The following is a 24949-nucleotide window of genomic DNA, read 5'->3' as shown; positions in this document are numbered from 1 at the left end:
TTTGACCTATTCTGTTTCCGGGATCTAAGTGGTCCAGAGATTTTTCGGAACCAGGCAGTGTACGGTCTTTTTCGACTCGGCGATGTCGCCCAGCCGGGAATCCATGGTCAGGCTCATCAGCGAGTAGGCGTCGATGGTTGACATCTTTTTGCGTTCGGCGATCTGCTCGATCATTGCGAACGCTGCTTCGTTCATGGCGGTCTGCAGGTCGGGCGATGAAGCGCTGGTGGCAAAGTAACGCGGCGTTTCCCTGAGTGGGCGCACAGCGCGCTTCAGCTTCACGCCTTTCTTCGGGATCATGCAGAACACGCCCTTCATCTGGTTCACCACCTCGGCGTTGCGGCAGTCGTAGCGCGTAGCCATCCATTCCTCGGTTTTCTCCGGGGCGATGTCCTGCGTCTCTGCCAGGAAGGTCCTGGTCTCCGTCTTCAGGATTTCGAGCGCCTTGTTGAGGTCGCGGTCGTAGCCCACCGTGAGCCAGTGCGTGGGCGTCTCGATGCGCGGCCAGGCGATCGGTGTGCCTTTGATCACTTCGATGTGCAGCCGCAGTTCATTGAACGCGGTCTCGATCGCCGTCAGATTGATCTCGCCGTTGCCTTGCGCGGCATGCGAGTCGCCGCTCCACAGGAGCGCTCCCTCGACGAAAACCGGCAGATAGACCGTTGTCCCCTCGATCATTTCACGCACGTCCATGTTGCCGCCGAAGGGACCGGGTGGCACGGTGCTGTAACGGCCCGGTTCCGCCCGTGCGACCCCGAGTACGCCGGGGAACGGTCGCAGGGGCACCCGAATACCGGGGGCGAACTGCGTGCTGGCGCGTTTCAGATCGAAGTAAAAGTAACGCACCTGGCCAACAGGAAAACGTTCGGGAAACTGGCCGAGACCCAGTTCGCCCGGGAGATTCCAGTTCGCGCCATAACTCCTCGGCACGATGCATTCGATGCGGATCTTCAGCGTATCGCCGGGCTCGGCTTCCTCGATGTAGATCGGACCGGTGATGGTGTGCGGGCCGCGACCGGGATAGGCGAGCCGCAATTTGGTGATGTCCTCGATCGATACGCCGGGCAAAACCTGGTTGGCCGCGGCCATCAGGGTTTCCATCGCAACGCGGTCGCCGGAGCGCAGCCTCAGGATCGGCGGCTGGGCGTTGTCGAACCAGCCCCATTGCGTAGTCTCGGGCGTTGCCGGCAAAACGTATACATCGCCGAGCTTTGCTCCGACCGGCATGTTGGGTCTGGCCTCTTCCTCTGCGCGCACGACATCCGGCAGCCATGGCGCACTCGCAACTGCGCCGGACTGCAGGAGGAATCGCCTGCGGGAATCGTTTTTCATCGGGAGTTTCTTCCTAGCGTGATACTACTCTGGGCGCATGGTTGTTGTAATCAGGCGACTGTTGATCTCGCAGGAGTGGCAAGCGGCGTGCCATGCGAAAACCCGGTGGTCGCGCCGTTTTCGAGGTCAAAGCGCGGTTTCTTTGTGCGTCCGCAAGCCCTCGGGCACAATACCGGTGCAACGGAAATCGTCCATGATCGTCTACATCCACGGCTTCAACAGCTCTCCGTCCTCCCACAAGTCGAACCAGTTGCGCGAGCGGCTCGCGGCAGTCGGCCGCGAGAACGAATTCGCGTGCCCGGCTCTGCCGCACTGGCCGCAGGAAGCAATGGCATTGCTCGAACGCGAAGTGGCCGGCGTTCCGGAGGAGAAGATCACGCTGGTCGGCAGTTCGCTGGGTGGGTTCTATGCAACTTATCTCACCGAAAAACGCGGCCTGCGCTCGGTGCTCGTCAATCCCGCGATCACGCCACACGTAGGCTTGCGCACCCGTCTCGGCCCGCAGAAGAATCTCTACACCGGAGACGAGTACGTGCTGACAGAAGAGCATCTGGCGCAGCTTGCCGTGCTGCATGTGGCGAAACCGGCAAAGATGGATCGCTATCTCCTGATGCATACGACCGGGGACGAATTGCTCGACTGGCGCGTTGCGGTCGACCACTACCACGGCTGCCGGCAGGTCATCGTGCAGGGAAGCGATCACGGCTTCAGGGAATTCGGCGATTACATGGACATCGTCCTGGAATTTGCAGCCTAGGGCTCGCGTATAATCGCGCCCTGCTCCTACGCCTCACTCCTCACCGGCGCAGCACATGAATGTTTTTTTCGAAGAAGACGGCGCCTTCAAGGCCGGCACCGTGCTTGCCGACAACAATACCTCGCTGCAGGTCGAGAACCAGCACGGCAAGCGCACCAAGGTGAAGGAAGGCGCCGTGCTGGTCCGATTCGATCACATTCCCCTTTCGCAGTTCATGGCGGATGCGCAGAAAATCTCGGACGAGATTGATCCGGCATTCCTTTGGGAATGCTCGGGCGAAACCGAGTTTGCATTCGACCAGCTCGGAAAGGAATACTTCGGCCGCGAACCGAAGCCAGTCGAAAGCGCCGGACTGCTGATGCGCCTGCATGCGACCCCCACGCATTTTTACAAGAAGGGCAAGGGTCGCTACAAGGCCGCACCCGCCGATGCCCTGAAAGCGGCGCTGGCGAGTATCGGGCGCAAGAAAAAACAGGCCGAGCTGCAGGCACGCTTTGCCGAACAGCTCGCGCGCTTCGAGTTTCCGGAAGAACTCAGGCCTTTGCTGCCGCAGTTGCTCTACCAGCCCGACAAGGGTACGGTCGAGTTCAAGGCGCTGGAACAGGCCGCGGCGCAGACCCACCTGACCGTCGCGAAGCTGCTGGAACAAAGCGGTGCGCTGCCTTCCAGCCGCGACTACCACTTCGGGCGTTTCCTGTTCGAGTACTTTCCGCGCGGCACGGGTTTCGAACCGGAGCTGACGGCTGCAGGGCCGGGCGATCTGGAGTTGTCAGCGGTCGAGGCGTTCAGCATCGACGATGCGACTACAACCGAGATCGACGATGCTTTCTCGGTAACGAAGCTCGCGAACGGTCACTGGCAGGTGGGCGTGCATATCGCTGCGCCGGCCCTCGGTGTGCCGCCCGATTCGCTGCTGGATCGCGAGGCCGCGAAGCGGCTGTCGACGGTCTATTTTCCCGGCGACAAGATCACCATGCTGCCGGAAACCGTAATTGCGCAATACACGCTGTCCGAAGGCCACGACTGTCCGGCGCTGTCGATGTACGTCGAAGTAACGCCGGAACTGGACATTGCCGGATACCGCAGCGTAATCGAGCGCGTCAGGATCACGGCGAATCTGCGCCACGACAGCCTGGCGACGCAATTCAACGAAGAGCAACTGGCGGCGGGGCATGTCGATCACCGCTTCGGCGAGCAACTCGTCATGCTGTGGCGGTTGGCCACCAGACTGGAAAGGCAGCGCGGCAAGGAAGAACCCGCCATCGCCCGCGCCGACTACAACTTCTATTTAGACGACGATCGCATCAGCATCGTCGAGCGCAGGCGCGGCTCGCCGATCGACAAGGTCGTCTCGGAGATGATGATCCTGGTCAATACCGAGTGGGGGCGGCAGCTCGCGGAGAATGAGATCCCGGCGCTCTATCGCGCGCAGGCCGGCGGTAAGGTGAAAATGTCCACGATCCCGGCACCGCACCAGGGCCTGGGTGTGCCCCAGTACATCTGGGCCAGCTCGCCGTTGCGGCGTTACGCCGACCTGGTCAACCAGCGCCAGTTGCTGTCGCTGATAAGGAACGAGGCGCCCGCTTATCCGCTGCGGGACGAGCGGTTGCTCGTGATCCTGCGCGATTTCGAACTGGCTTACGACGCCTATGCGGAATTCCAGCGCGGCATGGAACGCTACTGGTGTCTGCGCTGGTTGATCCAGGAAGGCGTCAGCCTGACCGGTGCCGATGTACTGCGGGAGGAGCTGGTGCGAATAGACCGTATCCCTCTGGTGGCGCGCGTGCCCTCGATGCCGGCTTCGGCGCCCGGAAGCCGGGTGGAACTGGCCGTGTCCAACATCGATCTGCTGGAACTGACCCTGCACTGCGAGTTCAAACGGCCGCTCGAAACGCAATCGCGCTGACAGTTGCGCCGTAGTTATTTAGAATTGGCTTGAGCCCGATTCCTTCACAAGGCGAATTTGCCGGACACTTCGATCAACGCGTTTCCCGCACGAGGCGGTCTAGCCGCCGGCCTCACTGTCCCCCCGCCGCCTACCACAGGCGACATCCTGCCGATAACGCTGGCGGTTTCCGTTGTCTTGCACGCCATCGTCCTGCTGATCACATTCGCCCCGCCGGCATTCGACGGATCGAAGTTCGTGCCGCATCTCGACGTCGTGCTGGTCAATTCGAAGACATCATCGAAGCCGGTCAAGGCCGATGCGCTGGCCCAGGCCAACCTGGACGGCGGGGGCAACACCGAAGCCGAGCGGCGTGCCAAGTCCAATCTGCCGAAACTTCACAACGTCGAGCCGGCGCCAAATGTGCAACTCGCCTCCAGGCAGGTGCAGCGACTCGAAGAAGAGGCGCAGCGATTGCTGCAACTCTCGCAAGACACGCACTCGACCGCCGATTCGACCCGGCCTGCACCTGAGTTGCCGCGCGAAGCGAGATTGGAGGATCCGGCGGCCGAGCAGCAACGTCTGCGCATCGCGCAACTGGAAGCGGAGATCGCAAAAGAGTGGGATGAATATCAGAAGCTGCCCCGGCGCAAATTCATCGGCGCGCGTACCGAGGGTGTGGTCTACGCGGAATACGTGGACCGGTGGCGTCAGCGCATAGAGAAAATCGGTACGCAGTATTTTCCGGAGGAGGCCAGGCGGCGCAAGCTGTTCGCATCATTGGTGATGACCGTGCACATCAGGGCCGACGGCAGCGTGGAGAAGATCGAAATCGACCGCTCGTCGGGATACCGGTTGCTCGATAGCGCCGCCAGGCGCGCGGTGGATCTGGCGGCGCCGTTCCCGCCATTTCCCGCGGCGGTGCGCAAGGACTGGGATATCCTGAGCATCTCGCGCACCTTCAGCTACACGCGCAGCGACCTTGAACTGCTCGCCAACCCATGACCGATCGTTATGCCGTAGTCGGTAATCCGATCGCCCACAGCAAATCGCCCGAGATCCATGCGGCCTTTGCGCGCCAGACCGGCCAGGATATCGAGTATTCGAGATTACTCGCACCGGCCGACGGCTTTCGCGCGACTCTGGAAACGTTTCGTGCGGCGGGCGGCAAAGGCGTCAATGTCACCGTGCCGTTCAAACTCGAAGCGTTCGATCTTGCCGACGAAGTCTCGCAGCGCGCCAAGGACGCCGAAGCCGCCAATTTCCTGGAGTTCGAGGATGGCCGCATTCGCGCCGACAATACCGATGGTGTGGGATTGGTTCGGGACATCGTGCACAACCTCGGCTTCGGACTCGCAGCCAAACGCGTCCTGTTGATGGGCGCGGGCGGTGCGGCGCAAGGCGTGCTCACGCCTCTGCTCGAGCGCGAACCCAGCATACTGACGATCGCCAATCGCACCGTCGAGAAGGCATTGCGATTGGCCGATACTTTTCGCCGCAAAGCGGTTGCTGCGTCGAGCGTGCTATGCGGCCTGGGTTTCGACGAACTCGCCGGACATCACTTCGACCTGGTGATCAACGCCACTTCGACGAGCCTGCGGGGGGAGTTGCCGCCGCTGCCCGCCGACGCTTTTGCCGCCGGCGCACTTGCTTACGACATGATGTACGGCACAGGCCCCACGCCCTTTCTCGCGTTCGCTGCGGCGCATGGCGCAAAAACGTCCGACGGGCTGGGCATGCTGGTCGAGCAGGCGGCGGAATCCTTCCTGCTTTGGCGGGGCGTGCGTCCCGACACCGCGCCGGTCATCGCGCTGCTGCGCAATCCATGATCCGATGAAGCAGGTGTGGCGCTGGACGGCGCGCGTCGTGCTGCTTCTGATCGCAGCCGTGGTCGTCTATCAGTTCTGGATCTTCGGCAGCGTCGTATGGTGGATCTGGTTCAACCCGTCGACCAGCGCGTTCATGGAGGACCGCCTGGAAGTGCTGCAGCAGAAAAATCCGGATGCGGTTCTGCGGCACCAATGGATGCCCTATGATCGCATTTCGATCAATCTAAAGCGCGCCCTGATTGCCGCCGAAGACGCCAAGTTTCTCGACCATGAAGGCTTCGACTGGGAAGCGATCCAGAAGGCGTATGAGAAGAATCTCAGGAAGGGCAAAGTGGTCGCCGGCGGCTCCACCATCAGCCAGCAGCTCGCCAAGAACCTGTTCCTGTCCGGCAGGCGCACGCCCTGGCGCAAGGCGGAGGAAACGCTGATCACGGTCATGATCGAGAACGTGATGTCGAAGCGGCGCATCTTCGAAATCTATCTGAACATCATCGAATGGGGCAACGGCGTGTTCGGTGCGGAAGCCGCAGCGCGCTACTACTACGGCGTCAGCGCGGCAAATCTCGGTCCCGAGCAGGCCGCGCGACTGGCGGCGATGGTGCCCAAGCCGCGTTTCTACGACAACGTACGCGAGACGCCGCTACTGGAGCGGCGAACCGGCATCATCCTCGATCGGATGTACCAGGTGCAGGTACCGTGATCTGCCCGACCGTATAATCCGCCGCCAATATGCTGATTCACCCGCAATTCGATCCGGTTGCCGTTCATCTCGGGCCGCTGGCTGTTCGCTGGTATGGCCTGATGTACCTGCTGGCATTCGCCATGGTGCTGGTACTGGGGCGCTATCGCATCAGAACCCAGCCGTGGCGCGGCTGGAACCCGCGCAATCTCGACGACATGCTGTTTCTCGGCGTGATCGGTGTCGTCCTCGGCGGCCGGCTGGGTTACATCCTGTTCTACAAGCTCGCCGACTATTTGCGAGAGCCGTTGCATATTCTGTATGTGTGGGAAGGCGGCATGTCGTTTCACGGCGGCTTCCTCGGCGTGATCCTCGCGATGCTCTGGTTCGCGCGCTCGCGCCGGATAAGCTGGCTGGCCGTGACCGATTTCATCGCGCCGCTGGTCCCGCTCGGATTGGGCGCGGGACGCATCGGCAACTTCATCAATGCGGAACTGTGGGGGCGGCCGACCGACGTGCCGTGGGCAATGATATTCCCGAACATCGACAACCTGCCGCGGCATCCTTCGCAGCTCTACGAGTTCGCGCTCGAGGGACTGGTGCTGTTTGTCCTGCTGTGGTGGTTTTCCGGGAAGCCGCGGCCGACGGGTGCGGTGTCCGGCCTGTTTCTGCTGGGATACGGGATACTGCGCTTTGCGGTCGAATACACCCGCGAGCCGGACGGCTTCCTCGGGCTGCTTGCTTTTGGATTCTCGATGGGACAGTGGCTCAGCCTGCCGATGACATTGAGCGGCATCGGACTGCTGGTTTGGGCCTATCACAAAAAAACTAGTTGAGATCACCCTGTTTGCTGGGAGATTTGATCGCAAAAAAACTGCGCCGGTTCAGCAGGCGGCGGAAGTTGTTGAGCGACAGCAGGTGCGAATAGATTTTTTCCAATGCGCCGGCTGACATCAACCGCTGCAGTTGGTCGGCGGGCAGCGCTTCGAGCGTGGTCCGCGTTACCCGATGCATGCCCTCCAGTTGCATCGTAAATCCGTCGACTTCGGCCTTCATCGTGAAGGGTTCAAGCAGCTTCAGCTCGGCGATCAGCTGGCACAATGACTCGCAGCGAACGAGGTCCTGCTCGTAGTCGAAGATCAGCTTTTCCAGCACGGTCCACTGCGAGAGCGCCTGGCCGTCCGCATCGTAGAGCGGCTCGCCCGAGTCGTGCAAGGCACTTTCTTCGATGCAGACGATGCGTTCATTCTGCGGCTGGCCGTCGACCGTGACCCGGCTCATGCAGAACGGGTAACGGCGTACATAGGCGGGCAGATAAGCGCGCCGGTCCCACATGCCGTCGGTCAGAATGAACAGGTTCTGCATTACCTGCATTCCGAGCACTACCACCGCGTTGAATGTGTTGCCGTCGTCGCCGGTAACGAAGACGATCGGATAGTCGCGGCAAGCCGGTTCGAATTCCGACAGGCTCAGGGGCATCGCGTGCAGCCGGTGGAAAATCGCCGGCGTCTCCTCGGCCCGTGGCAGCAGAACCTTATGGTTCTTGAGCAACGGCGTGATCTGCTCGTAACCCAGCGGCGGGGCGATCTTCATCGGACGAGTCTCGTTTTTTCGCGATGTCATTTTCAGTATAATAACGCCGCACAGCACCGGCACGGCAATGCCGCCATATCCCGGGACGTAGCTCAGCTTAGGAGAGTCGCGTTCGCAATGCGAAGGTCGGGAGTTTGAAAACGACGTCAGGGAGTTTCAGTGCAGACTAATGCGCCTTCGGCGCGTTACGTCGGAACTACCAGCGGCTCGCGCAGGACGCCAACCAGCCCAAGCTTGGTGGTGGTCCCGAAACGCATGCGTTTCGGGATGGCGGGATCGCCTTAAGGCAATATCGACACAACCTCCTCGTCTCCTCCATGAAAAGGCTGAGCAGTTGTAAGATATGCTCCGGCGAATTGAAAGCGTAAACGAATACTGGGGACGTAGCTCAGCTGGGAGAGCGTCGCGTTCGCAATGCGAAGGTCGGGAGTTCGATCCTCCTCGTCTCCACCAAATAAGAAAGCCACCCCTGAGGTGGCTTTCTTATTTGGTGAGATGCAGGGGCAGATCGCACTCCCTCAGTTCGACCAGCGAGCATCGCTCGCGCCGGACGCCAGCATACCTCAAGTGCGATGGCGGTCTCGAAACGCATGCGTTTCGGCATGGCGGGATCGCAGAGGCAATGGGAGACACGGATATTGGCTTCGCGCGCCGCTCTTAACTCGCATAATAAGTTAGCCTCCGCCGCAACAAACATTTGGCGTGTTATCCCCTCGTCCCCACCAAAATCAAGAAAGCCACTTTCGGGTGGTTATTTGATTTTGGCACGTCGAGGAGAGAGCTTTTTGTGTAGTCGCTAAGTACAGGATAAGCGATGTCTACGTAGCGCATCAATTGCAGAACGACTTACAACGCAAAGGCACGATTTCTTCGCAGGCCGGTTCAGAACCGCAGAATTTTCAGGTCCCAGGAAAAGATTGCCCATGGTAAAGCTCTGCGCATACTCCCGGGTAGGATATTGGAGTGCCTTGATCAACGCCGCGAAAACCAGCGCGGCAGCGGCGGTTGCGACAAACGGGACGGAAGGGCGAAAGCCTTTCTCGGCGTCGACTCCAAGATTCTTCAAACCGGCCTCGGTCACGATGGAGCATATTGTTTTTCTTTCGAGCAAACGTTCTTTGAGCCATGCTTGCTTAGCGGGGGCAGCGGCGGCTACGTCTGCTTCGGTAAGAAGCCTCTGCTGATCTGACAATGCGGACGCCGGCAATCCTGTTAATTCTTCCTGAATTGCCTTGTGGTCGATGCCACGAACCTCAAACGCGCACCGCAAGCATGCGAGAGACCGAGAATCGATCCGATGTTCCACCACGGCGGCCCCGACATCACTGATTCCGCCGTCGATCATGAGGTCTGGCCATGCCAGTTGTGCATCGTGGCGCGCCTCTACGTCGTCAAGCCCGTTGAGAACGACGCGCGGTGCTAACGTTCGGACCTTTTCATCCCCGAGTGCATCTTTGACGAATGCGTGCTCCCCGGTTGCGCTCAGCCCGCTGTTAGCGGCCAGCCAAGACGCCAGTCGTGTCGCCTTATTGTGACCTATCCAACCTTCGGTCTCCAGCAGCACGCACGTGCCAAGATTTTCGTCGCCGTATTCTTGCTTATCGATGACATGCAGCCGTCCGGTAAGTGGAAGCTGAGAGGCCAGGAGAGCCACGCCATTTCCGATCGCGCCGGCTCCCACCAAGAGTCCGTTGGGGAGAACTAGGGCCTCTGGCAGTTCTGGGCCAAGGCCGTTGAATTCCGTAGACATCTCAAAGAGGGAGAATTCGACAAGATCGAGCAGCGGCGCAGATTGCCCTGAGACGCCTACGATGCGTTTGAAGACCTCGGTGACGCCAAGGGAAGCGGCCGTGAGTGCGGCAATGGGATTGGGCTGGGACACGTCAGCAGGCAATACTCGGCCGCAGGATGACACCCTGGCGACCCAGCCGTTCGAATTGACGCAGGTATGAGTTGAAGACGCGCTCGCAATTGAGCCCACATGCAACACTGCCGTCGCCTCGCGCAACAGTTCCCTGCCATCACCGCAGACAATAGTTGGCTGCGCCCGAAAGCAGATTTTTGCGCATACGTCTCGAATTGCGGTCTCGAGCCGAGTTGATCCCGGCGGAAGAATCACCGCTAGCCTTCCGACGACACGCACGAGAAGTCTGAGGGAATCGACTAAACACCACTGCCCATTCGCGGTGTTCAGCGTGGATTCATCCCCGGTGAGCACGACTAGCCTCGAAAACACGGCTACCTCGTTCATTTGCCCGCCTACAAGCGCCTTGGCGGTCGCCAAAGGCCGACTACCGGCCGAAGTAAGATCAATCACGATTCACCTCGCAATAAACTTTCTCTACGCTGACTGGCGACATGAGGATCCGGTTTTTGGCCTCGGCATTCGACAAGCGACGGAAATCGCCGCGCTCGAAAACGTGAATGCCACAATCACCAATTCTCGTATCTGCATACTGTGCGTAGTTGGGACAGACGACAGAAAGAAAATCTGGTACGCGAAAGCCCTGAACACGATCGAGTTCTGAAAGATCGATAAATCGACCGGGGTGTGAGTGAATCTGCCCCACCAGATATGCCCCAAGGTGGTCTGCAAGATCTGTTAATTCGCTGATTGCGCGGCGTGACAGTGACAGGTGTAGCGGTGAGGTCGAGAACCCTGTGCCGTACACTTCGATAACATGCGTAATGAAGATCGAGACATCGTCGTCGCTACGGCCTAACCATAACGCCAAGCCTTCATTCCCCGACGCTCCAGGCATCCGCATCATGTCGATCGACGTCGAAAGCAGATCGTTCGGAAAAGTCCACTTAACATCGCTCACAAATGTCCCCTTCCTGAGTAAGACGTGTCGAGTTCCCGCTGCAAGGTGAGCAAGATGAATTGCACTGGAGTCTCGACGCGCGGAAATGCTGCTTTCGATGAACCTGCCCATTCGGGGTGTGCTACATGGCCTTCAGCGGTCCACGATACGCACGCATCAAGTGACGTTGGTCGGAAGCCGCCACACAGGGGCCATGCGGTCACATCGTTGTCAGCACCGGTTTGTAGGTTGAGAAATTTGAGGGATGGCGGCGCAAAGTAGTTGGTCCAGCGAACCTTGGCCAGGTATAGCTCTGCGGGATCCCTGACGCTGTGCATCTCCACCTTCAGCCCGAGCGGAACAGTTTCGTCCCGCTCGAGCTTCCAGCGGTTTGCCTCAGGCAGGGTTCGAACCTCTCTCAACTCTTCTTCAAAGAGACTGAGCTCGAAGTCCGAAGCCATGCTTCACCCCTGCTCGAGCTGCTCGATCAGATCGAGCTTTAGCTCATGCCGACCTTCCGCCAATCTGCCTAGCGTGACGGAAGGATCGGTCAAGGGCGTACCACCCAGCGCGAAGGTGTAAACCTTTCCACCCTGCTGTCCGGGCGTCTCGCTCAGTCCGAAGAAGTCCAACACCTTCGGCTTTATCGAGCTAAGCGTCTCATTCACTGACGCATGCGGATCCTCGTACCGGCGACGAGCGCCTATATATCGGACCTGAAGTTCGAGGGTTTTTTGTTTGGCCTCTGCGGCCATTTGAGTCTGATTTTCCATAACAATCTCCATAATTTGCGGACAAAGGAAGTCATTCCTGCTGGAAAGCAGGGGCCGCGCTTGACAGGGGGAAGATCGCTGCGGACAATCAAGGTCGCCAAACCTGAGCGAGTAGCCGTAACGCTCGTTCAACCCAACGGCCAAGTGCGGTTTCGTACTTGGCCGTTTTCTATTGGTTGTTCATTTTCTTTTCCCTCCTTCCTTTGCTTGGGTCTTCTTGGCACTCCGCGCGTTAGTCTGCTAACGCTTCTTTCGAGTCCAACCTTGTTTCGATTGAATATTTTGTATTTATTACCTTGACACCGCGAAGTTTACAAAATATACTTATTTTTGTCAATTTGTAAACCGAACAATAGAACTGGAGGGTAGCCATATGATCGGGAACCGATTGAAGAAGGCTAGGGAAGCGAAGGGTTGGTCGTTGCGCGAACTGGAAGCCGCAATCGGAGAAGTGGTATCTGCGCAGGCCATCGGCAAGTACGAACGCAATGAAATGATGCCGAGTTCAACAGTTTTGCTTGCTCTGGCGAAGACACTACAGGTAAGACCAGATTACCTATTAAGTACGCAGGAGATCGAGCTTACAGGCGTTGATTTCCGTAAGGCGCCACACACGGGCGCCAAGGAAGAGCGCGCCGTCGAGGCCGTGGTGCTCGATCGCGTCGAGCGGTATCTCCAATTGGAAGAATTGGTGCCCAACGGGGCAGCCACGTGGAACGCTCCTCAGAATCCCGCCTTCAAGATAAGTCGCATTGAGGACGTTGAAAACGCTGCGATTCAATTGCGCGAGCAATGGCAGCTCGGCATCGAGCCCATTCCGGTGATGGCTGAATTGCTGGAGGAGAAAGGGATCAAAGTCATCGTGGTTGGCCTAGGGGAGGAAGTCTCCGGCTCTAAAGCGTTTGTTCAACGGCCGGGTTTCCCAGATGTACCTGTGATTGTTGTGAACGAGAGGCATAACGGCTTCCGACAGCGATTTACGTTGGCGCACGAATTGGGTCACCTGGTATTGGAGTGCACGGGGCTAAGCGATAAAGAGGAAGAGAAGGCCGCTGACTGGTTCGCCGGCGCATTTTTCATGGCCAAGGAAATGATGGAGCGCCTGTTAGGCAGGAACCGGACCTCCATTTCGTTTGGCGAACTAGCGGAATTACAGAAACTGTTCAAGGTCAGCATCGCGTGCCTCGTCGTGCGTTGCTCGCAGCTCGGCGTTTTGTCGAAGGCGGCGTATGGAAGACTCTGGGGGCAAATCAGGGCACTAGGCTTAAACGCACTTGGGGCGAAGGAACCGAACAGTATTCCGCCTGAAAAGCCAAAACGCATGGAACGTCTGTCCTTGCGGGCCGTCGCCGAAGATGTGCTATCTAAAGCCAAGGTCGCAGAGCTCATGCATGTAAGCGTACGGGAACTGGACAAAATGATGGTACCCGTCGCTTGATGGAACGTCATGATTGTCCTGGTATCCGATACATCTGTGCTCATCGACCTAGAGCGTGGGGCCATCTTGATCCCGGCGTTCAACTGCGGTCTTAGCATGGTTGTCCCGGATGTCCTGTACGACGACGAATTACAGGACTACAACGGACCATATCTCCGTACGCTTGGGTTAGGTGTACTGGCGCTGACCCCCGATGAACTGAGTTCCGTACAGGTAATCCGACAAAATCGCCCGACACTTTCTATACCCGACTCCTTTGCCCTCGTCCTTGCGCGGCGAGATCAGCATGCACTTGTAACCAGCGACAGAAGTCTGCGAAGCGAAGCAGAAAAACTAAAGATTACGGTGTATGGGTTGCTGTGGCTTCTCGATCAGTTGGAATTCCTTGGAGTGCAAAAATCTGTCCTGTACCAAGGCCTCAGCAGTATTTCAGCGGACGTACGTTGCCGGCTTCCCAAGGAAGAAGTGAAACTCCGATTGGAGCGATGGGCATAGTAAACTTCCGTCTCGCGACGTTGTTGTTGTGTCGCCGCAACATTACTGTATTCTTCTTTTCTGCATCGAATTCGCGCGGCATTCAAAGGTGAGCCAAAAAGGCCTCAGCCGAGAAGGGTAGCTTTTCATTTCTCTGGCACGGTTACGATCCATCCTTCCAGGGGATCAACGTGCGCCGGCAATCCATAGTTGTCGTCGCGCCGATGCCATGCCCACGCTGCTTGCATCGCGCAAAGCACCGCATCGAGCCGATCTCCGGTTGCATCGCCGACCAGGGAATTCAACAGTCGTGTCGATCCGGTCAGGACCAATCCGAACGGATTGGCGCTTGTCGTCAGCAAGCTCACCATGCTCTTTCGTGCCTGTCTGCGCGCCGGCGTCTGTTTGGCTGTGGCGTCGTTCTTGTACGAAGCTTTCACCATTTGGCGCGCGGAAAAACCGGGATACGCTTCCAGTGCCACGCGTTGCGGATCGCCCAGATGCAACCCCGGGATGGTCACGCCGGCATCCAGCAACCGCGGCGCGCCTTCCAGGAACATGAGCCCCACGGGCGGATTCACCAGCTTGAGCGGGCTGTGCGAGCTGGCCGGATGATCGGCGGCCCGGTGCGCATAGCGCTTTCCGGCTGGCCGGCTTTCGCGATACCGATCCAGTGCGGCACGAAATTCGTCGCGTCCCTGACGCCGGCAGTAGGCAACAAGCTGCGGCCAATACTTCGGCCAGCCGAGATCCTCGACCGCTTCACGCGGCAGGCCGAACGGAAAATCGAACCCCGCTATCCACGGCCCCGGGCGCTGCAGCCAGGTTTCGAAATGCGTCCAGTCGGCAAATTCTTCGAGGGCGTCGAGACGAAATGCCGAACGGTGACTGCGACCACTGGCGACGGTGATCGGTTTGCGAATGCGCGGGCGGCTGGTGAAATCCACGCCGTGGACCGACCAGTCTGCCGATTTACGCATGGTTACCGTTCAGGATGAAAGTTTCTTTTCCAGGCGCCGGGCGAAGACGGTCATTTCCTTGACCGCCTGCTGATCGCCGCGCCGCTGTGCGACTTCGATGCCGTGCCGATAAGTGTCGAGGGCTTCGTTCAGAATTCCGCCGTCGGCGAGCGCCATGCCCAGCAGCTTCCACGCCGCGGAGTAGTTTGGATCCAGCTCGAGCGCGCGCTTCAAATGGAAGACCGCGACCCAGATCTCGCGTAGTTTGAGGTATTCGCTGCCCAGGCTGAAGCGCAGCAACGCGGATTCCCTGCCTTCAGACAGCAATTTTTCGAGATTGGAAATGACCGATCGCGATTCCATGCCGAACGTGCGCAACTCGCCCTACAGTTCGATCCGGGTGCCCAGTTCGACAACCCGGTTTGCCGGAATCTTGAAAAAAGTCGTCGCGCTGGATGCGTTGCGCGACATCAATGCGAACAGTTTCTCGCGCCACAGCGCCATGCCGGGACCGACCTTGGGAATCAGCGTTTGCCGGCTGAGGAAGAACGACGTCTCCATCATCTCGAATTTGAATCCCTTGGCGGAGGCGAGTTCGAGTGCGCGCGGCACGTCCGGTTCGTCCTTGAAGCCATAGCGGACGATCAAGCGATAGAAATCGCTTCCGAGCGACTGTACTTCGATGCGTTCTTCGTCGGGTACATGCGGGATGTCGATCGTGCTTACCGTGAGCAGCACGATGCGCTCGTGCAGCACCTTGTTGTGATTCAGATTGTGCAGCAACGCGTGCGGCACGCCTTCGGAAGCCGCGGTCAGGAATACCGAGGTGCCCGGCACGCGTGTCGGAGGGTGCGCGGTGACGCTCTGGATAAACGGTTCGATCGGGATCGCCCCCGGCGACAGCCGTTCCATGAGCAGTAGCCGTCCGCGCTTCCAGGTCACCAGCAGCGTGAACAGCGCGATCGCCACCACGATCGGGAACCAGCCTCCCTGGAGCAGCTTGATCGCATTGGCGCTGAAGAACGATAAATCGATCGTCAGGAAGATCAACAGCAGCGGCACGGCAATCCACAGCGGCCAGTGCCACAGTCTGCGCATCAGCACGAAGGCCAGCACGGTGTCGATGGCCATGGTGCCGGTCACCGCGATGCCGTAAGCGCCCGCGAGGTGGCTGGAGGATTCGAAGCCGAGCACCAGCCCGATCACCGCAGCCAGCAGCACCCAGTTGATCCAGGGCATATAGACCTGTCCGATTTCGCTTTCGGAGGTGTGCGTGACCTCGAGCCGTGGGCAGTAGCCGAGCTGGATCGCCTGCCGGGTCAGGGAATAGGTTCCGGAAATCACCGCCTGCGACGCGATCACGGTGGCCATGGTGGCGAGGATCACCAGCGGGTACAAAGCCCATTCCGGCGCCATGTGATAGAAGGGATTCGGTATGGCGTCGTTGTTGTACAGGATCAATGCACCCTGGCCGAAATAATTCAGCAACAGCGCCGGCAGTACGTAGCAGGACCAGGCCAGCCGGATCGGCTTTTTACCGAAATGTCCCATGTCCGCGTACAACGCCTCGGTACCGGTAATGGCCAGTACGACCGCGCCGAGCACCAGAAAGCCGCCGGTGGAATTCTCGGCAAAGAAGGCGACGCCATAACCGGGAGAAAACGCCGCCAGGACCTGCGGATAGTTGACGATATTGACAATGCCCAGCAGCGCCAGTACCGCGAACCAGACAATGGTGACCGGTCCGAATAGCGCGCCGACCATTTCGGTGCCTTTCTGCTGAAACAGAAAAAGGCCGATCAGGACGAGGACCGTGGCGGGAATGACGAACGGCTTAAGGGCCGGGGTCGCGACTTCCAGACCTTCCACGGCGGATAGTACCGAAATCGCCGGTGTGATGACGCCGTCGCCGTAAAACAGCGCGGCGCCGAACAGGCCCAGCGACATCAATATCATGCGACCCCTGGTATTGCGTGTCGTGGAGCGCAACACCAGTGCGAGCAAGGCCATGATGCCTCCCTCGCCACGATTGTCGGCGCGCATCATGAAGACCACGTATTTCAGTGTCACGACGATGATCAGTGCCCAGGAAATCAGCGACAGCACGCCGAGCACGTTGTCATGGTTGGCAGCGACCGGATGGCTGCCGTTGAACGCTTCGCGCATGGCGTACAGCGGACTGGTGCCGATATCGCCGAAGACCACGCCGATCGCCGCGACCGTCAGCGGCAGCACGCCCGTCTTCTCGCGTCCGTTCCCGTTGGAGCTCATTGTTATTCTTTGTTCCTCAGTGTCCCCGGATCGCCATGCCGCGCCGACCGGCGCGCGTGCGCGCGAATGGAGCAGCTTGGCTTGCCGCTCATCGGACCGGACGAATGATGCAACGCGGTTTCGCGTCGTGACAAGGCTCTAGCGACGGGTGTTCGGTTATCATCGTCAGAAAGCAGGGCCGGACTGATGGCCTGCCCTTGTTGTGGCGCAACATTCTATACCCGGAGCAAGCCGTGACCAAACAGGCCGTTCACACCCCGGATGCCCCGCAGGCAATCGGAACCTACTCGCAGGCGATACGCGCCGGCAGCACCATCTATCTCTCCGGGCAGATCGGGCTCGACCCCGCCACCATGCAGGTGGTGGATGGCATCGATGCTCAAGTCCACCGCGTGTTCCGCAACCTCCAGGTGGTCGCCGCGGCGGCAGGCGCGAATCTCGATGATGCGGTGAAACTCACGGTGTTCCTGACGGATCTCGCGCATTTTGCGCGGCTCAACGAGATCATGGCGCAGTATCTCAAGCAACCGTATCCGGCGCGTTCCGCGGTCGGCGTCTCCCAATTGCCGCGCGGCGCACTGGTCGAGATCGAGGCGATATTGTCGAAGCGCTGAGGGGCATGCGGTGCCCAAGGGATACCGGCTTATGGCCATAAGGGGCGAGGCGAAAAACGGCAAAGGCCAGCGCACCGGATCCAGGCGAACCCGCGAACTTCCGTTGCCGATATCCAGTGCTGCCGCCGAGCCGGACAAAAGAATCGCCGGGACCGATCGCCGCTCGAGTACACATAGCACCGGAACGACGAAGCGTCGCCGCAGCGATGCACCCGATCGCTCCCCCGCGCCCGCACCTGCAATACATCCCTCTCTGTCGTTCGCCACACCAGCAGTCCAGGAAAAGCTGGCGCGCATCGGCGTCCGCAAACTTTCGGATCTGGTCACGCACCTGCCGTTGCGCTACGAGGACGAGACCCGCATCGTTTCCATCCACGATGCGTTGTCCGGTGATACCGTGCAGATCGAAGGCACGGTGGTCGAAACCCATATCAGGTTCCGTCCTGGGCGTCAGCTTATCTCCGAAGTCGACGACGGCAGCGCACGGCTGATGATGCGGTTTTTCAATTTCTATCCGAGCCAGAAGAACGCGCTGGCACCCGGTGCAAAGGTGCGGGTGATGGGAGAGATCCGGCAAGGTTTCTTCGGCGCCGAAATGGTCCATCCGCGTTTTCGCGTATTGCGTGGAGAGGCGCCACTGCCGCAGGCGTTGACGCCGGTGTATTCGACGACTGCGGGGCTGGGTCAGGGAGTGCTGCGCAAGCTCGCTGCGCGCGCGCTCGGCAGCGCCGATCTGGCAGACGCGTTGCCGGAGCCGGTGCGAAGGAAATTGAAACTGCTGCCGCTCGATGAAGCGATCCGGCTGCTGCACAATCCGCCGCCCGACGTCGATGCCCAGGCCCTGCTCGATGGCTCCCATCCGGCCTGGCGCCGGGTCAAGTTCGACGAGCTGCTGGCGCAACAGTTGTCGATGCGGTTGCATCACGAGCGGCGTAACCGGGTGCGCGCGCATCCGCTGCTGCAGCATTCGAAGATGTCCAAGGCGCTGCTCGCCGCGCTCCCGTTCAGGCTCACCCGGGCGCAGACCCGGGTACTGATGGACATCCGCACCGATCTCACGCGTCCGCATCCGATGCAACGCCTGTTGCAGGGCGATGTCGGCAGCGGCAAGACCATCGTTGCCGCACTGGCCGCGCTGCAGGCGATCGAATCCGGCTATCAGGCGGCGGTCATGGCACCGACCGAAATCCTCGCGGAACAGCACTACCGGAAATTCGCCGCCTGGCTCGCGCCGCTCGGCGTCGAAGTGGTATGGCTCACAGGCAGCCTGAAGAAAAAGGAGCGCGAGAAGGCGCTCGCGGAAATTTCCTCCGGAAAAGCGGCGCTCGCCATCGGCACGCACGCGCTGTTCCAGGACGAGGTCGCGTTCAGCAAGCTGGGCCTCGCGATCGTCGATGAGCAGCATCGCTTCGGCGTGCATCAGCGCCTGGCGCTGCGCCAGAAAGGCAGCCGCGGCGACGCCCAAGTCCAGCCGCATCAACTGATGATGAGCGCCACGCCGATTCCGCGCACGCTGGCCATGAGTTATTACGCCGACCTCGACGTATCGGTGATCGACGAACTGCCCCCCGGAAGAACGCCGGTGCTGACCAAACTGTTGTCCGACACCCGGCGCGGCGACGTGGTTCAGCGGGTGCGCGATGCCTGCCTGGCCGGCCGGCAGGCTTACTGGGTATGCCCGCTGATCGAAGAGTCCGACACCGGAGCGCGGAGCAGGGACCCGCTTGCGGGATGGGACCGCGGAGGTGGCGAGGTTGCGCGCGCCGGTGCGATGGAATTGCAGACCAAGGTTCGCGCGCGGCGCGAAGCGTTGCAGTTGCAGACCGCGATCGATACCTATCAGGGTTTGCTCGCCACGTTTCCGGAACTGAAGGTCGGACTGGTGCACGGCAGATTGCCGAACCAGGAGAAAGCCCAGGTCATGATGGCATTCCAGGCCAACGAGATCCAGCTGCTGGTTGCCACCACGGTGATCGAAGTCGGCGTCGACGTGCCAAATGCCTCGCTGATGGTGATTGAACACGCCGAACGCATGGGGCTGTCGCAATTGCATCAGTTGCGTGGTCGCGTGGGACGCGGCAGCGAGAGCAGCGTCTGCATCCTGCTCTACCAGAATCCGCTGTCGCAGAACGCACGCGAGCGGCTGCGTATCATATTCGAGAACAGCGACGGATTCGAAATTGCGCGGCACGACCTGCGGCTGCGCGGCCCCGGCGAATTGCTCGGTGCGCGGCAAAGTGGCGTGCCGATGTTGCGCTTCGCCGATCTGGAAAAGGACATCGATCTGCTGGAGGCGGCGCGCAATCTGGCGCCGCAATTGCTGCGCGATCATCCCGCGAGCGCCGAACTGCATCTGGAACGCTGGCTCGGCGGCAGGCAGGAGTTTCTGAAGGCGTGACAATCCGCACCCGCCTTGGGACGACGGCAGACGGGGTGATATCATTCATCGCACGTTGAAGCGCTTCCCCTCGAAATGAGTCTTGCTGCTCCGTCAGCGCTGTACGCAGCCATCGGGGTGATGATGTTCTGGCTCGTGCTCGGGATGGCGGGACTGGTGCGCATCCACGACGAGCGCTTCGTTTTTCGCATTCTGTTTCCCCTCGGCTGCCTCGGCGGCGCCGGGCTTGTGCTGGTCGGCCTCGCGGGATTGTCCCAGCCGGCGGTCGCGCTGGTTTTGCCGCTCGGACTTCCCGATCTTCCGTTCCATCTTCGGCTCGATCCGCTGTCGAGTTTCTTCCTTGCGCTGCTGGGTCTCGCCGCGACCGGCATTTCCCTGTTTTCGGCGGGCTATTTCCGCAAAACCGACACCGCTCAGCCGGGGTTGATCGGCCTGCAATACCACTTGTTTCTGGTCAGCATGGCCGCGGTATGCCTGGCCGATGACGCCTATTTTTTCATGGTGGCATGGGAGACCATGGCGCTGTCCTCCTATTTCCTGGTCACCACTGATCACAATGTGCCGGAGATCCGCCGCGCCGGCTTTCTTTATCTGCTGATCGCGCACCTCGGCGCCATCTCGATTCTGCTTTGCTTCGGCGTAATGCAGAACAGCGCCGGCGAATACACCTTTGCCAGCATGCGCAGCGCGAAGCTTTCCGATTTCTGGGCGACCGTAGTGTTTCTGCTGGCACTCATCGGTTACGGCGCCAAGGCGGGCTTCCTGCCGCTGCACGTCTGGCTCCCGGAAGCCCACCCGGCGGCGCCCTCGCCGGTGTCCGCGCTGATGAGCGGGGTGATGCTGAAAACCGCCATCTATGGGCTGCTGCGGGTCACATTCGATCTGCTCGGCCAGCAGATCTGGTGGTGGGGTGTGGTGGCGCTGACGGTAGGGCTGGTCACTGCGCTGTTCGGCGTCATGTTCGCAGCGGTGCAGACCGACATGAAGCGGCTGCTGGCGTATTCCTCGATCGAGAACATCGGCATCGTACTGTCGGGAATCGGCCTGGCAATCATTTTCCACGCCTATTCCATGAACGTGCTCGCGGCGCTGGCGTTGATCGCGGCGCTGTATCACTGCATCAATCACGCCGCTTTCAAGAGCCTGCTGTTTCTGGTCACCGGTTCGGTTCTGCACGCCACCCGCGAGCGCAGCCTTGGGCATCTGGGCGGCCTGATCCGGCGCATGCCCTGGGTGGCCGCGTTCGGCTTGATCGGCACGCTGGCGATCGCCGGCTTGCCGCCGCTCAACGGGTTCGTCTCCGAATGGCTGCTGCTGCAGGCTTTCCTGCTTACGCCGGGATTGCCGAATTCGTATTTGAATATGTTGGTGCCGGTGGCCACGGCTGCGCTGGTGCTGGCCTCGGCGCTGGCTGCTTATGTCATGGTGAAATTCTACGGCGTGGTTTTCCTCGGCCAGCCGCGGGAGGGAAAGCTGAACGAGGTGCACGACGCTTCCAACTGGGAGCGGGCCGCGTTCGTCTGGCTCGCGGCCGCATGTGTGCTGCTGGGTCTCGCCCCGGTCGCGGTGATCGCGCAGCTCGATAACGTCAGCCAGATGCTGGTCGGTGCCGCGCTGTCGGGCAACATGGGCCGCGCCGGCTGGCTGTTCGTGACGCCCGCTTCGCCCGAAAGAGCAAGCTATAGCGCGCCGCTGTTCCTGATCGGCATCGTCGGCGCCGTGCTGGTCACTTTCCTGCTGGTGCGCCGGGTTTACCACGGGCGGATCCGTCGAGCAGCCGCCTGGGACTGCGGTTTCCCGCAGCAGACCGCGCGCATGCAGGACACCGCGGAAGGCTTCGGCCAGCCGATCAAGCAGATCTTCGAGCCGTTCTTTCGCATCGAGCGGCACCTGCCGAAGCCCACCGACGAGCGGCCTTACTACTGGTCGAAAACCGAAGACCGCCTGTGGTACTGGCTGTACCTGCCGGTGGCGAAAACAGTGCAATGGCTGTCGCAAGCGATCGGTGTGCTGCAACACGGCCGCATCCATGTCTACCTGGTGTACAGCTTTGTGACGCTGCTGACGCTGCTGTTTCTGATCCGATGATCCAGTTCCTTGTCTCCCAGCTTTTTCAGACCCTGCTGGTGGTGCTGGCTGCGCCGCTGATGCTGGGTTGGGTCAACCAGTGTCGAGCCTGGCTGCAGAACCGCAGCGGTCCCGGGTGGTTGCAGCCTTACCGGGCGTTGCGAAAGTTGTTTCTGAAGGACGCGGTGCTGGCCTACAACGCCTCGGCGCTGTTCCGCATCACGCCCTACATCGTGTTCGGCTGCATGGCGCTGGCCGCATCGATCGTGCCGGTGCTGGCCACCGATCTGCCGTTTTCCCCGGCCGCCGACGTGATCGCTCTGGTCGGACTGTTTGCGCTGGCCCGCGTGTTCATGGCATTGGCGGCGATGGATGTGGGCACCGCCTTCGGTTCGATGGGCGCGCGCCGGGAAATGCTGATCGCGTCGCTGGCCGAACCCGCGTTGCTGATGGTTGTTTTCACGCCCTCGCTGATTTCGGGTTCCACGGCGCTGACGACCATCGTTGAAACCCTGGCGCATACCCGGCTGACGATTTATCCGAGCATGGCATTCGCCGGGATCGCTTTCGTGATGGTGATGCTGGCCGAGAATGCGCGCATTCCGATCGACAATCCGGCCACGCATCTGGAACTCACCATGATCCACGAGGCCATGATCCTCGAATATTCGGCGCGCCACCTGGCGCTGATGGAATGGGCCAATGCCATCAAACTGACCATCTATTTCGCCGTCGGCGTGGCGCTGTTCCTGCCCTGGGGAATCGCCCAGGCCGGCGACTGGCCGATGATGCCGCTGGCGATCGTGGCGTTTGCCGCCAAGATGGCGGCCGGAGGTGCCGGGCTCGCGGTTCTGGAGACCGTGTCGGCGAAATTGCGCATCTTTCGCGCCCCCGAGTTTCTCGGCATGGCTTTCATGCTGGGGGTGCTGGGAATACTGACCCATTTCCTGCTGGAGCGTTGAGTTGATCCTGCCTCTGTCCGCACAACTGATCAACTTGCTGGCGTCTCTGATGCTGCTGCTGGCGTTCGCGATGCTGGCGCAGCGCCGCATCCTTTCGCTGATTCACCTGTTTGCCCTGCAGGGCACGGTGCTGACCCTGAATACCGTGGTGGTGGCGCTGTCGACCGCACAGACCCACCTGCTCTACTCGGCGGGGCTGACGCTGATCCTCAAAGTGATCGTGCTGCCGTGGATTCTGCACCGGCTGATCGTTCGGCTGAACATCCGCTGGGACGTCGAAACCCTGATCAACATTCCGACCATCATGCTGGTCGGCATCTTGCTGGTGATTCTGGCGTTCAATCTGGCGCTGCCAATTTCGCAACTGGCCGGCACTATTACCCGGGCCACGATAGGCATCGCCATGGCGAGTGTGCTGTTGTCGATGCTGATGATGATCACCCGGCGCAAGGCGGTGCCGCAGGTGATCGGCTTCCTGGCGATGGAGAACGGACTGTTCTTCGCCGCTACCAGCGCTACCTACGGCATGCCGATGGTCGTCGAACTCGGCATTGCGCTCGACGTGCTGGTCGGCACCTTTATCTTCGGCATTTTCTTCTTCCAGATCCGCGAAACTTTCGACAGCCTCGATATTCACCACCTGGAAAAATTGAAGGAAAAATAGATGGAACTGTTGCTGGTACTCGGCATCCCCCTCGCGGGCAGCGCGCTGCTGGCGCTGGGCGGCCATCGCGGCCGCGCGCCGGAGATCAACGCCCTGGTGAGCCTGCTCACCTTTGTGGCGGCGGCATCGCTGACGACACGGGTGGTCGCCGATGGGCCCATGCTGGCGTGGAGGGAGCAATTCTTCATCGATCCCTTCAACGTCTTTCTGGTGACGCTGACCGCTTTTGTCGGGTTCACCACCGCGCTGTTCAGCCGCCCGTATATGCGCATCGAGGAGCAGCGCGGCAAGCTCTCGGCCGCAAGGCTGCGGCTGTATCACAGCATGTACCAGATGTTCACGTTCACCATGCTGCTGGCGTTGCTGACCAACAACGTCGGCATCCTCTGGGTGTCACTCGAGGCGGCCACCCTGGCGACGGTGCTGCTGGTCAGCCTGTATCGCACCCCGGCCAGTCTGGAAGCCGCGTGGAAATACTTCATTCTTTGCGGCGTGGGCATCGCGCAGGCGCTGTTCGGCACGATTCTTCTTTATCTCGCCGCGGAACGTGTACTCGGTTCGGGCGGCGGCGCGCTGTTGTGGACCCACCTCAACGAGGTGAAGGGCAGCCTCGAACCGACCGTGCTTTCCATCGCATTTGTTTTCCTGCTGGTCGGCTACGGCACCAAGGCCGGGCTTGCGCCGTTGCATAACTGGCTGCCTGATGCGCACGCCGAGGGCCCGACACCGATCTCGGCGGTGCTGTCCGGGTTGCTGCTCAACGTCGCACTGTATGCGGTGGTGCGCAACAAGGTGCTGGTGGACGGTGCGCTCGGCAGCAATCTCGCCGGCAATCTCATGATGGGGTTCGGCCTGCTGTCGGTGGTGGTGGCGGCGTTCTTCCTGTCGCGGCAGAAAGACGTCAAGCGGCTGTTCGCCTATTCTTCGATCGAGCACATGGGGCTGGCCACGTTCGCGTTCGGCATGGGCGGGCCGGTGGCGTCGTTCGCGGCGCTGTTGCACATGACCGTGCATTCACTGACCAAGTCGGCGATTTTCTTCGCTGTCGGCCACGCCGCGCAAAAGGCCGGAACTCAGATGATCGAAGACATCCGCGGCTTGATCAACGTCAGTCCGGCGGTCGGGTGGAGCCTGATGCTGGGCGCGCTGGCGATTCTGGGCGTCCCGCCGTTCGGCGTGTTTGCCAGCGAATTCCTGATCCTGACCACGGCGATTCACGAGCACCCCTGGGCCACGCCGTTCCTGCTGATTTCGCTGGGTGTCGCCTTTGCTGCGATCTTCGGCAAGGTTCAGGGCATGGTATTCGGCGAAACCACCGCGCAGCGCCTGCCGCATGCGCCTGCCGCGGTGCCGGTATTTGCACACTTGGCGATCGTACTGCTGCTCGGGCTTTACATTCCCCCTTACCTGGCGCAATGGTACCGGCAGGCTGCGCAGATGATCGGTTGAG

The 24949-nt window shown here is 60.4% G+C and carries 23 protein-coding genes and 1 tRNA gene; 15 read left to right on the top strand and 9 right to left on the bottom strand.

Going from position 1 to position 24949, the window contains the following annotated elements:
* Positions 1-24: 24 nt before the first annotated feature.
* The gene (locus HY067_11855) at positions 25-1332 is read right to left on the bottom strand and encodes an acetamidase/formamidase family protein (protein ID MBI3528650.1); all 1308 of its coding nucleotides are present in this window, start codon (positions 1330-1332) and stop codon (positions 25-27) included.
* A 193-nt stretch (positions 1333-1525) separates the two neighbouring features.
* Between HY067_11855 and HY067_11850 the strand changes: the two genes are divergently transcribed.
* The 6 genes from HY067_11850 (at position 1526) to HY067_11825 (ending at position 7318) form a co-directional block, all read left to right on the top strand.
* Complete coding sequence (locus HY067_11850; GenBank protein MBI3528649.1) at positions 1526-2089, top strand: esterase; 564 nt, start codon at positions 1526-1528, stop codon at positions 2087-2089.
* A 55-nt stretch (positions 2090-2144) separates the two neighbouring features.
* Positions 2145-3995: an RNB domain-containing ribonuclease gene (locus HY067_11845; protein MBI3528648.1), complete on the top strand. Its 1851-nt coding sequence runs from the start codon at positions 2145-2147 to the stop codon at positions 3993-3995.
* Positions 3996-4067: 72 nt separating this feature from the next.
* Entirely contained in the window at positions 4068-4979 is a 912-nt protein-coding gene (locus tag HY067_11840) for a TonB family protein (protein MBI3528647.1), read from the top strand.
* The gene (aroE, locus tag HY067_11835; GenBank protein MBI3528646.1) at positions 4976-5803 is read left to right on the top strand and encodes a shikimate dehydrogenase; all 828 of its coding nucleotides are present in this window, start codon (positions 4976-4978) and stop codon (positions 5801-5803) included. The genes HY067_11840 and aroE overlap by 4 nt, the downstream gene beginning before the upstream one ends.
* A gap of 4 nt (positions 5804-5807) precedes the next feature.
* Complete coding sequence (gene mtgA / locus HY067_11830; protein ID MBI3528645.1) at positions 5808-6503, top strand: monofunctional biosynthetic peptidoglycan transglycosylase; 696 nt, start codon at positions 5808-5810, stop codon at positions 6501-6503.
* A 29-nt stretch (positions 6504-6532) separates the two neighbouring features.
* Positions 6533-7318, top strand: coding sequence for a prolipoprotein diacylglyceryl transferase (locus HY067_11825; GenBank protein MBI3528644.1), 786 nt, complete (start codon positions 6533-6535; stop codon positions 7316-7318).
* Here the strand turns inward: HY067_11825 and HY067_11820 are convergent.
* The gene (locus tag HY067_11820) at positions 7311-8075 is read right to left on the bottom strand and encodes a SapC family protein (protein ID MBI3528643.1); all 765 of its coding nucleotides are present in this window, start codon (positions 8073-8075) and stop codon (positions 7311-7313) included. The genes HY067_11825 and HY067_11820 overlap by 8 nt on opposite strands.
* Positions 8076-8452: 377 nt before the next feature.
* On the opposite strand from HY067_11820, the gene HY067_11815 reads away from it, so the two are divergent.
* Positions 8453-8528 (top strand) — tRNA-Ala (locus HY067_11815).
* Positions 8529-8871: 343 nt separating this feature from the next.
* On the opposite strand, the gene HY067_11810 is transcribed toward HY067_11815, so the two are convergent.
* Genes HY067_11810 through HY067_11795 form a run of 4 tightly spaced genes read right to left on the bottom strand, consistent with a single transcriptional unit; the run spans position 8872 to position 11652 of the window.
* On the bottom strand, positions 8872-10326 hold the full coding sequence (locus tag HY067_11810) for a ThiF family adenylyltransferase (GenBank protein ID MBI3528642.1): 1455 nt from the start codon (positions 10324-10326) through the stop codon (positions 8872-8874).
* A gap of 58 nt (positions 10327-10384) precedes the next feature.
* Positions 10385-10900: a hypothetical protein gene (locus tag HY067_11805; protein ID MBI3528641.1), complete on the bottom strand. Its 516-nt coding sequence runs from the start codon at positions 10898-10900 to the stop codon at positions 10385-10387.
* Entirely contained in the window at positions 10897-11340 is a 444-nt protein-coding gene (locus HY067_11800; GenBank protein ID MBI3528640.1) for a hypothetical protein, read from the bottom strand. Before HY067_11800 ends, HY067_11805 begins: the two co-directional genes overlap by 4 nt.
* Before the next feature lie 3 nt (positions 11341-11343).
* The gene (locus HY067_11795; GenBank protein ID MBI3528639.1) at positions 11344-11652 is read right to left on the bottom strand and encodes a hypothetical protein; all 309 of its coding nucleotides are present in this window, start codon (positions 11650-11652) and stop codon (positions 11344-11346) included.
* Positions 11653-12025: 373 nt separating this feature from the next.
* On the opposite strand from HY067_11795, the gene HY067_11790 reads away from it, so the two are divergent.
* Together HY067_11790 and HY067_11785 are read left to right on the top strand one after the other, a co-directional pair.
* Positions 12026-13090: an ImmA/IrrE family metallo-endopeptidase gene (locus HY067_11790; GenBank protein MBI3528638.1), complete on the top strand. Its 1065-nt coding sequence runs from the start codon at positions 12026-12028 to the stop codon at positions 13088-13090.
* Between the two features lie 9 nt (positions 13091-13099).
* On the top strand, positions 13100-13585 hold the full coding sequence (locus HY067_11785) for a hypothetical protein (GenBank protein MBI3528637.1): 486 nt from the start codon (positions 13100-13102) through the stop codon (positions 13583-13585).
* A 125-nt stretch (positions 13586-13710) separates the two neighbouring features.
* Here the strand turns inward: HY067_11785 and HY067_11780 are convergent, their stop codons facing one another.
* Genes HY067_11780 through HY067_11770 form a run of 3 tightly spaced genes read right to left on the bottom strand, consistent with a single transcriptional unit; the run spans position 13711 to position 16794 of the window.
* The gene (locus HY067_11780) at positions 13711-14544 is read right to left on the bottom strand and encodes a DUF429 domain-containing protein (protein MBI3528636.1); all 834 of its coding nucleotides are present in this window, start codon (positions 14542-14544) and stop codon (positions 13711-13713) included.
* Positions 14545-14553: 9 nt separating this feature from the next.
* Positions 14554-14886: a hypothetical protein gene (locus HY067_11775; GenBank protein ID MBI3528635.1), complete on the bottom strand. Its 333-nt coding sequence runs from the start codon at positions 14884-14886 to the stop codon at positions 14554-14556.
* A 21-nt stretch (positions 14887-14907) separates the two neighbouring features.
* Positions 14908-16794 carry a potassium transporter Kup gene (locus HY067_11770; protein ID MBI3528634.1) on the bottom strand — a complete coding sequence of 629 codons (1887 nt, stop codon included), beginning with the start codon at positions 16792-16794 and terminating at the stop codon, positions 14908-14910.
* A 233-nt stretch (positions 16795-17027) separates the two neighbouring features.
* Here HY067_11770 and HY067_11765 point away from each other — a divergent pair, with 233 nt between their 5' ends.
* The 6 genes from HY067_11765 to HY067_11740 all read left to right on the top strand — a co-directional run bounded on the left by HY067_11765 (position 17028) and on the right by HY067_11740 (position 24948).
* Positions 17028-17408, top strand: a complete 381-nt coding sequence (locus HY067_11765; protein MBI3528633.1) for a RidA family protein — start codon at positions 17028-17030, stop codon at positions 17406-17408.
* A gap of 31 nt (positions 17409-17439) precedes the next feature.
* On the top strand, positions 17440-19806 hold the full coding sequence (gene recG / locus HY067_11760; GenBank protein MBI3528632.1) for an ATP-dependent DNA helicase RecG: 2367 nt from the start codon (positions 17440-17442) through the stop codon (positions 19804-19806).
* A gap of 75 nt (positions 19807-19881) precedes the next feature.
* Positions 19882-21894, top strand: a complete 2013-nt coding sequence (hyfB, locus tag HY067_11755) for a hydrogenase 4 subunit B (protein ID MBI3528631.1) — start codon at positions 19882-19884, stop codon at positions 21892-21894.
* Complete coding sequence (locus HY067_11750; protein ID MBI3528630.1) at positions 21891-22835, top strand: NADH-quinone oxidoreductase subunit H; 945 nt, start codon at positions 21891-21893, stop codon at positions 22833-22835. The genes hyfB and HY067_11750 overlap by 4 nt, the downstream gene beginning before the upstream one ends.
* Positions 22836-22884: 49 nt before the next feature.
* Positions 22885-23499 (top strand): formate hydrogenlyase, encoded by a 615-nt coding sequence (locus HY067_11745; protein ID MBI3528629.1) that lies wholly within the window; start codon positions 22885-22887, stop codon positions 23497-23499.
* On the top strand, positions 23500-24948 hold the full coding sequence (locus tag HY067_11740; GenBank protein ID MBI3528628.1) for a hydrogenase 4 subunit F: 1449 nt from the start codon (positions 23500-23502) through the stop codon (positions 24946-24948).
* Position 24949 lies beyond the last annotated feature (1 nt).

The sequence above is a fragment of the Betaproteobacteria bacterium genome, assembly GCA_016194905.1.
Classification (GTDB): domain Bacteria; phylum Pseudomonadota; class Gammaproteobacteria; order Burkholderiales; family JACQAP01; genus JACQAP01.
This window is presented reverse-complemented; position numbering and strand designations above follow the sequence as displayed.

Bases quoted from the DNA above. Each gene is read 5' to 3' on its own strand.
- HY067_11855 (MBI3528650.1), bottom strand. From the start codon at position 1,332: ATGAAAAACGATTCCCGCAGGCGATTCCTCCTGCAGTCCGGCGCAGTT.
- HY067_11850 (MBI3528649.1), top strand. From the start codon at position 1,526: ATGATCGTCTACATCCACGGCTTCAACAGCTCTCCGTCCTCCCACAAG.
- HY067_11845 (MBI3528648.1), top strand. From the start codon at position 2,145: ATGAATGTTTTTTTCGAAGAAGACGGCGCCTTCAAGGCCGGCACCGTG.
- aroE (MBI3528646.1), top strand. From the start codon at position 4,976: ATGACCGATCGTTATGCCGTAGTCGGTAATCCGATCGCCCACAGCAAA.
- mtgA (MBI3528645.1), top strand. From the start codon at position 5,808: ATGAAGCAGGTGTGGCGCTGGACGGCGCGCGTCGTGCTGCTTCTGATC.
- HY067_11825 (MBI3528644.1), top strand. From the start codon at position 6,533: ATGCTGATTCACCCGCAATTCGATCCGGTTGCCGTTCATCTCGGGCCG.
- HY067_11820 (MBI3528643.1), bottom strand. From the start codon at position 8,075: ATGAAGATCGCCCCGCCGCTGGGTTACGAGCAGATCACGCCGTTGCTC.
- HY067_11810 (MBI3528642.1), bottom strand. From the start codon at position 10,326: ATGAACGAGGTAGCCGTGTTTTCGAGGCTAGTCGTGCTCACCGGGGAT.
- HY067_11800 (MBI3528640.1), bottom strand. From the start codon at position 11,340: ATGGCTTCGGACTTCGAGCTCAGTCTCTTTGAAGAAGAGTTGAGAGAG.
- HY067_11795 (MBI3528639.1), bottom strand. From the start codon at position 11,652: ATGGAAAATCAGACTCAAATGGCCGCAGAGGCCAAACAAAAAACCCTC.
- HY067_11790 (MBI3528638.1), top strand. From the start codon at position 12,026: ATGATCGGGAACCGATTGAAGAAGGCTAGGGAAGCGAAGGGTTGGTCG.
- HY067_11785 (MBI3528637.1), top strand. From the start codon at position 13,100: ATGATTGTCCTGGTATCCGATACATCTGTGCTCATCGACCTAGAGCGT.
- HY067_11780 (MBI3528636.1), bottom strand. From the start codon at position 14,544: ATGCGTAAATCGGCAGACTGGTCGGTCCACGGCGTGGATTTCACCAGC.
- HY067_11775 (MBI3528635.1), bottom strand. From the start codon at position 14,886: ATGGAATCGCGATCGGTCATTTCCAATCTCGAAAAATTGCTGTCTGAA.
- HY067_11770 (MBI3528634.1), bottom strand. From the start codon at position 16,794: ATGAGCTCCAACGGGAACGGACGCGAGAAGACGGGCGTGCTGCCGCTG.
- recG (MBI3528632.1), top strand. From the start codon at position 17,440: ATGGCCATAAGGGGCGAGGCGAAAAACGGCAAAGGCCAGCGCACCGGA.
- hyfB (MBI3528631.1), top strand. From the start codon at position 19,882: ATGAGTCTTGCTGCTCCGTCAGCGCTGTACGCAGCCATCGGGGTGATG.
- HY067_11750 (MBI3528630.1), top strand. From the start codon at position 21,891: ATGATCCAGTTCCTTGTCTCCCAGCTTTTTCAGACCCTGCTGGTGGTG.
- HY067_11745 (MBI3528629.1), top strand. From the start codon at position 22,885: ATGCTGCTGCTGGCGTTCGCGATGCTGGCGCAGCGCCGCATCCTTTCG.
- HY067_11740 (MBI3528628.1), top strand. From the start codon at position 23,500: ATGGAACTGTTGCTGGTACTCGGCATCCCCCTCGCGGGCAGCGCGCTG.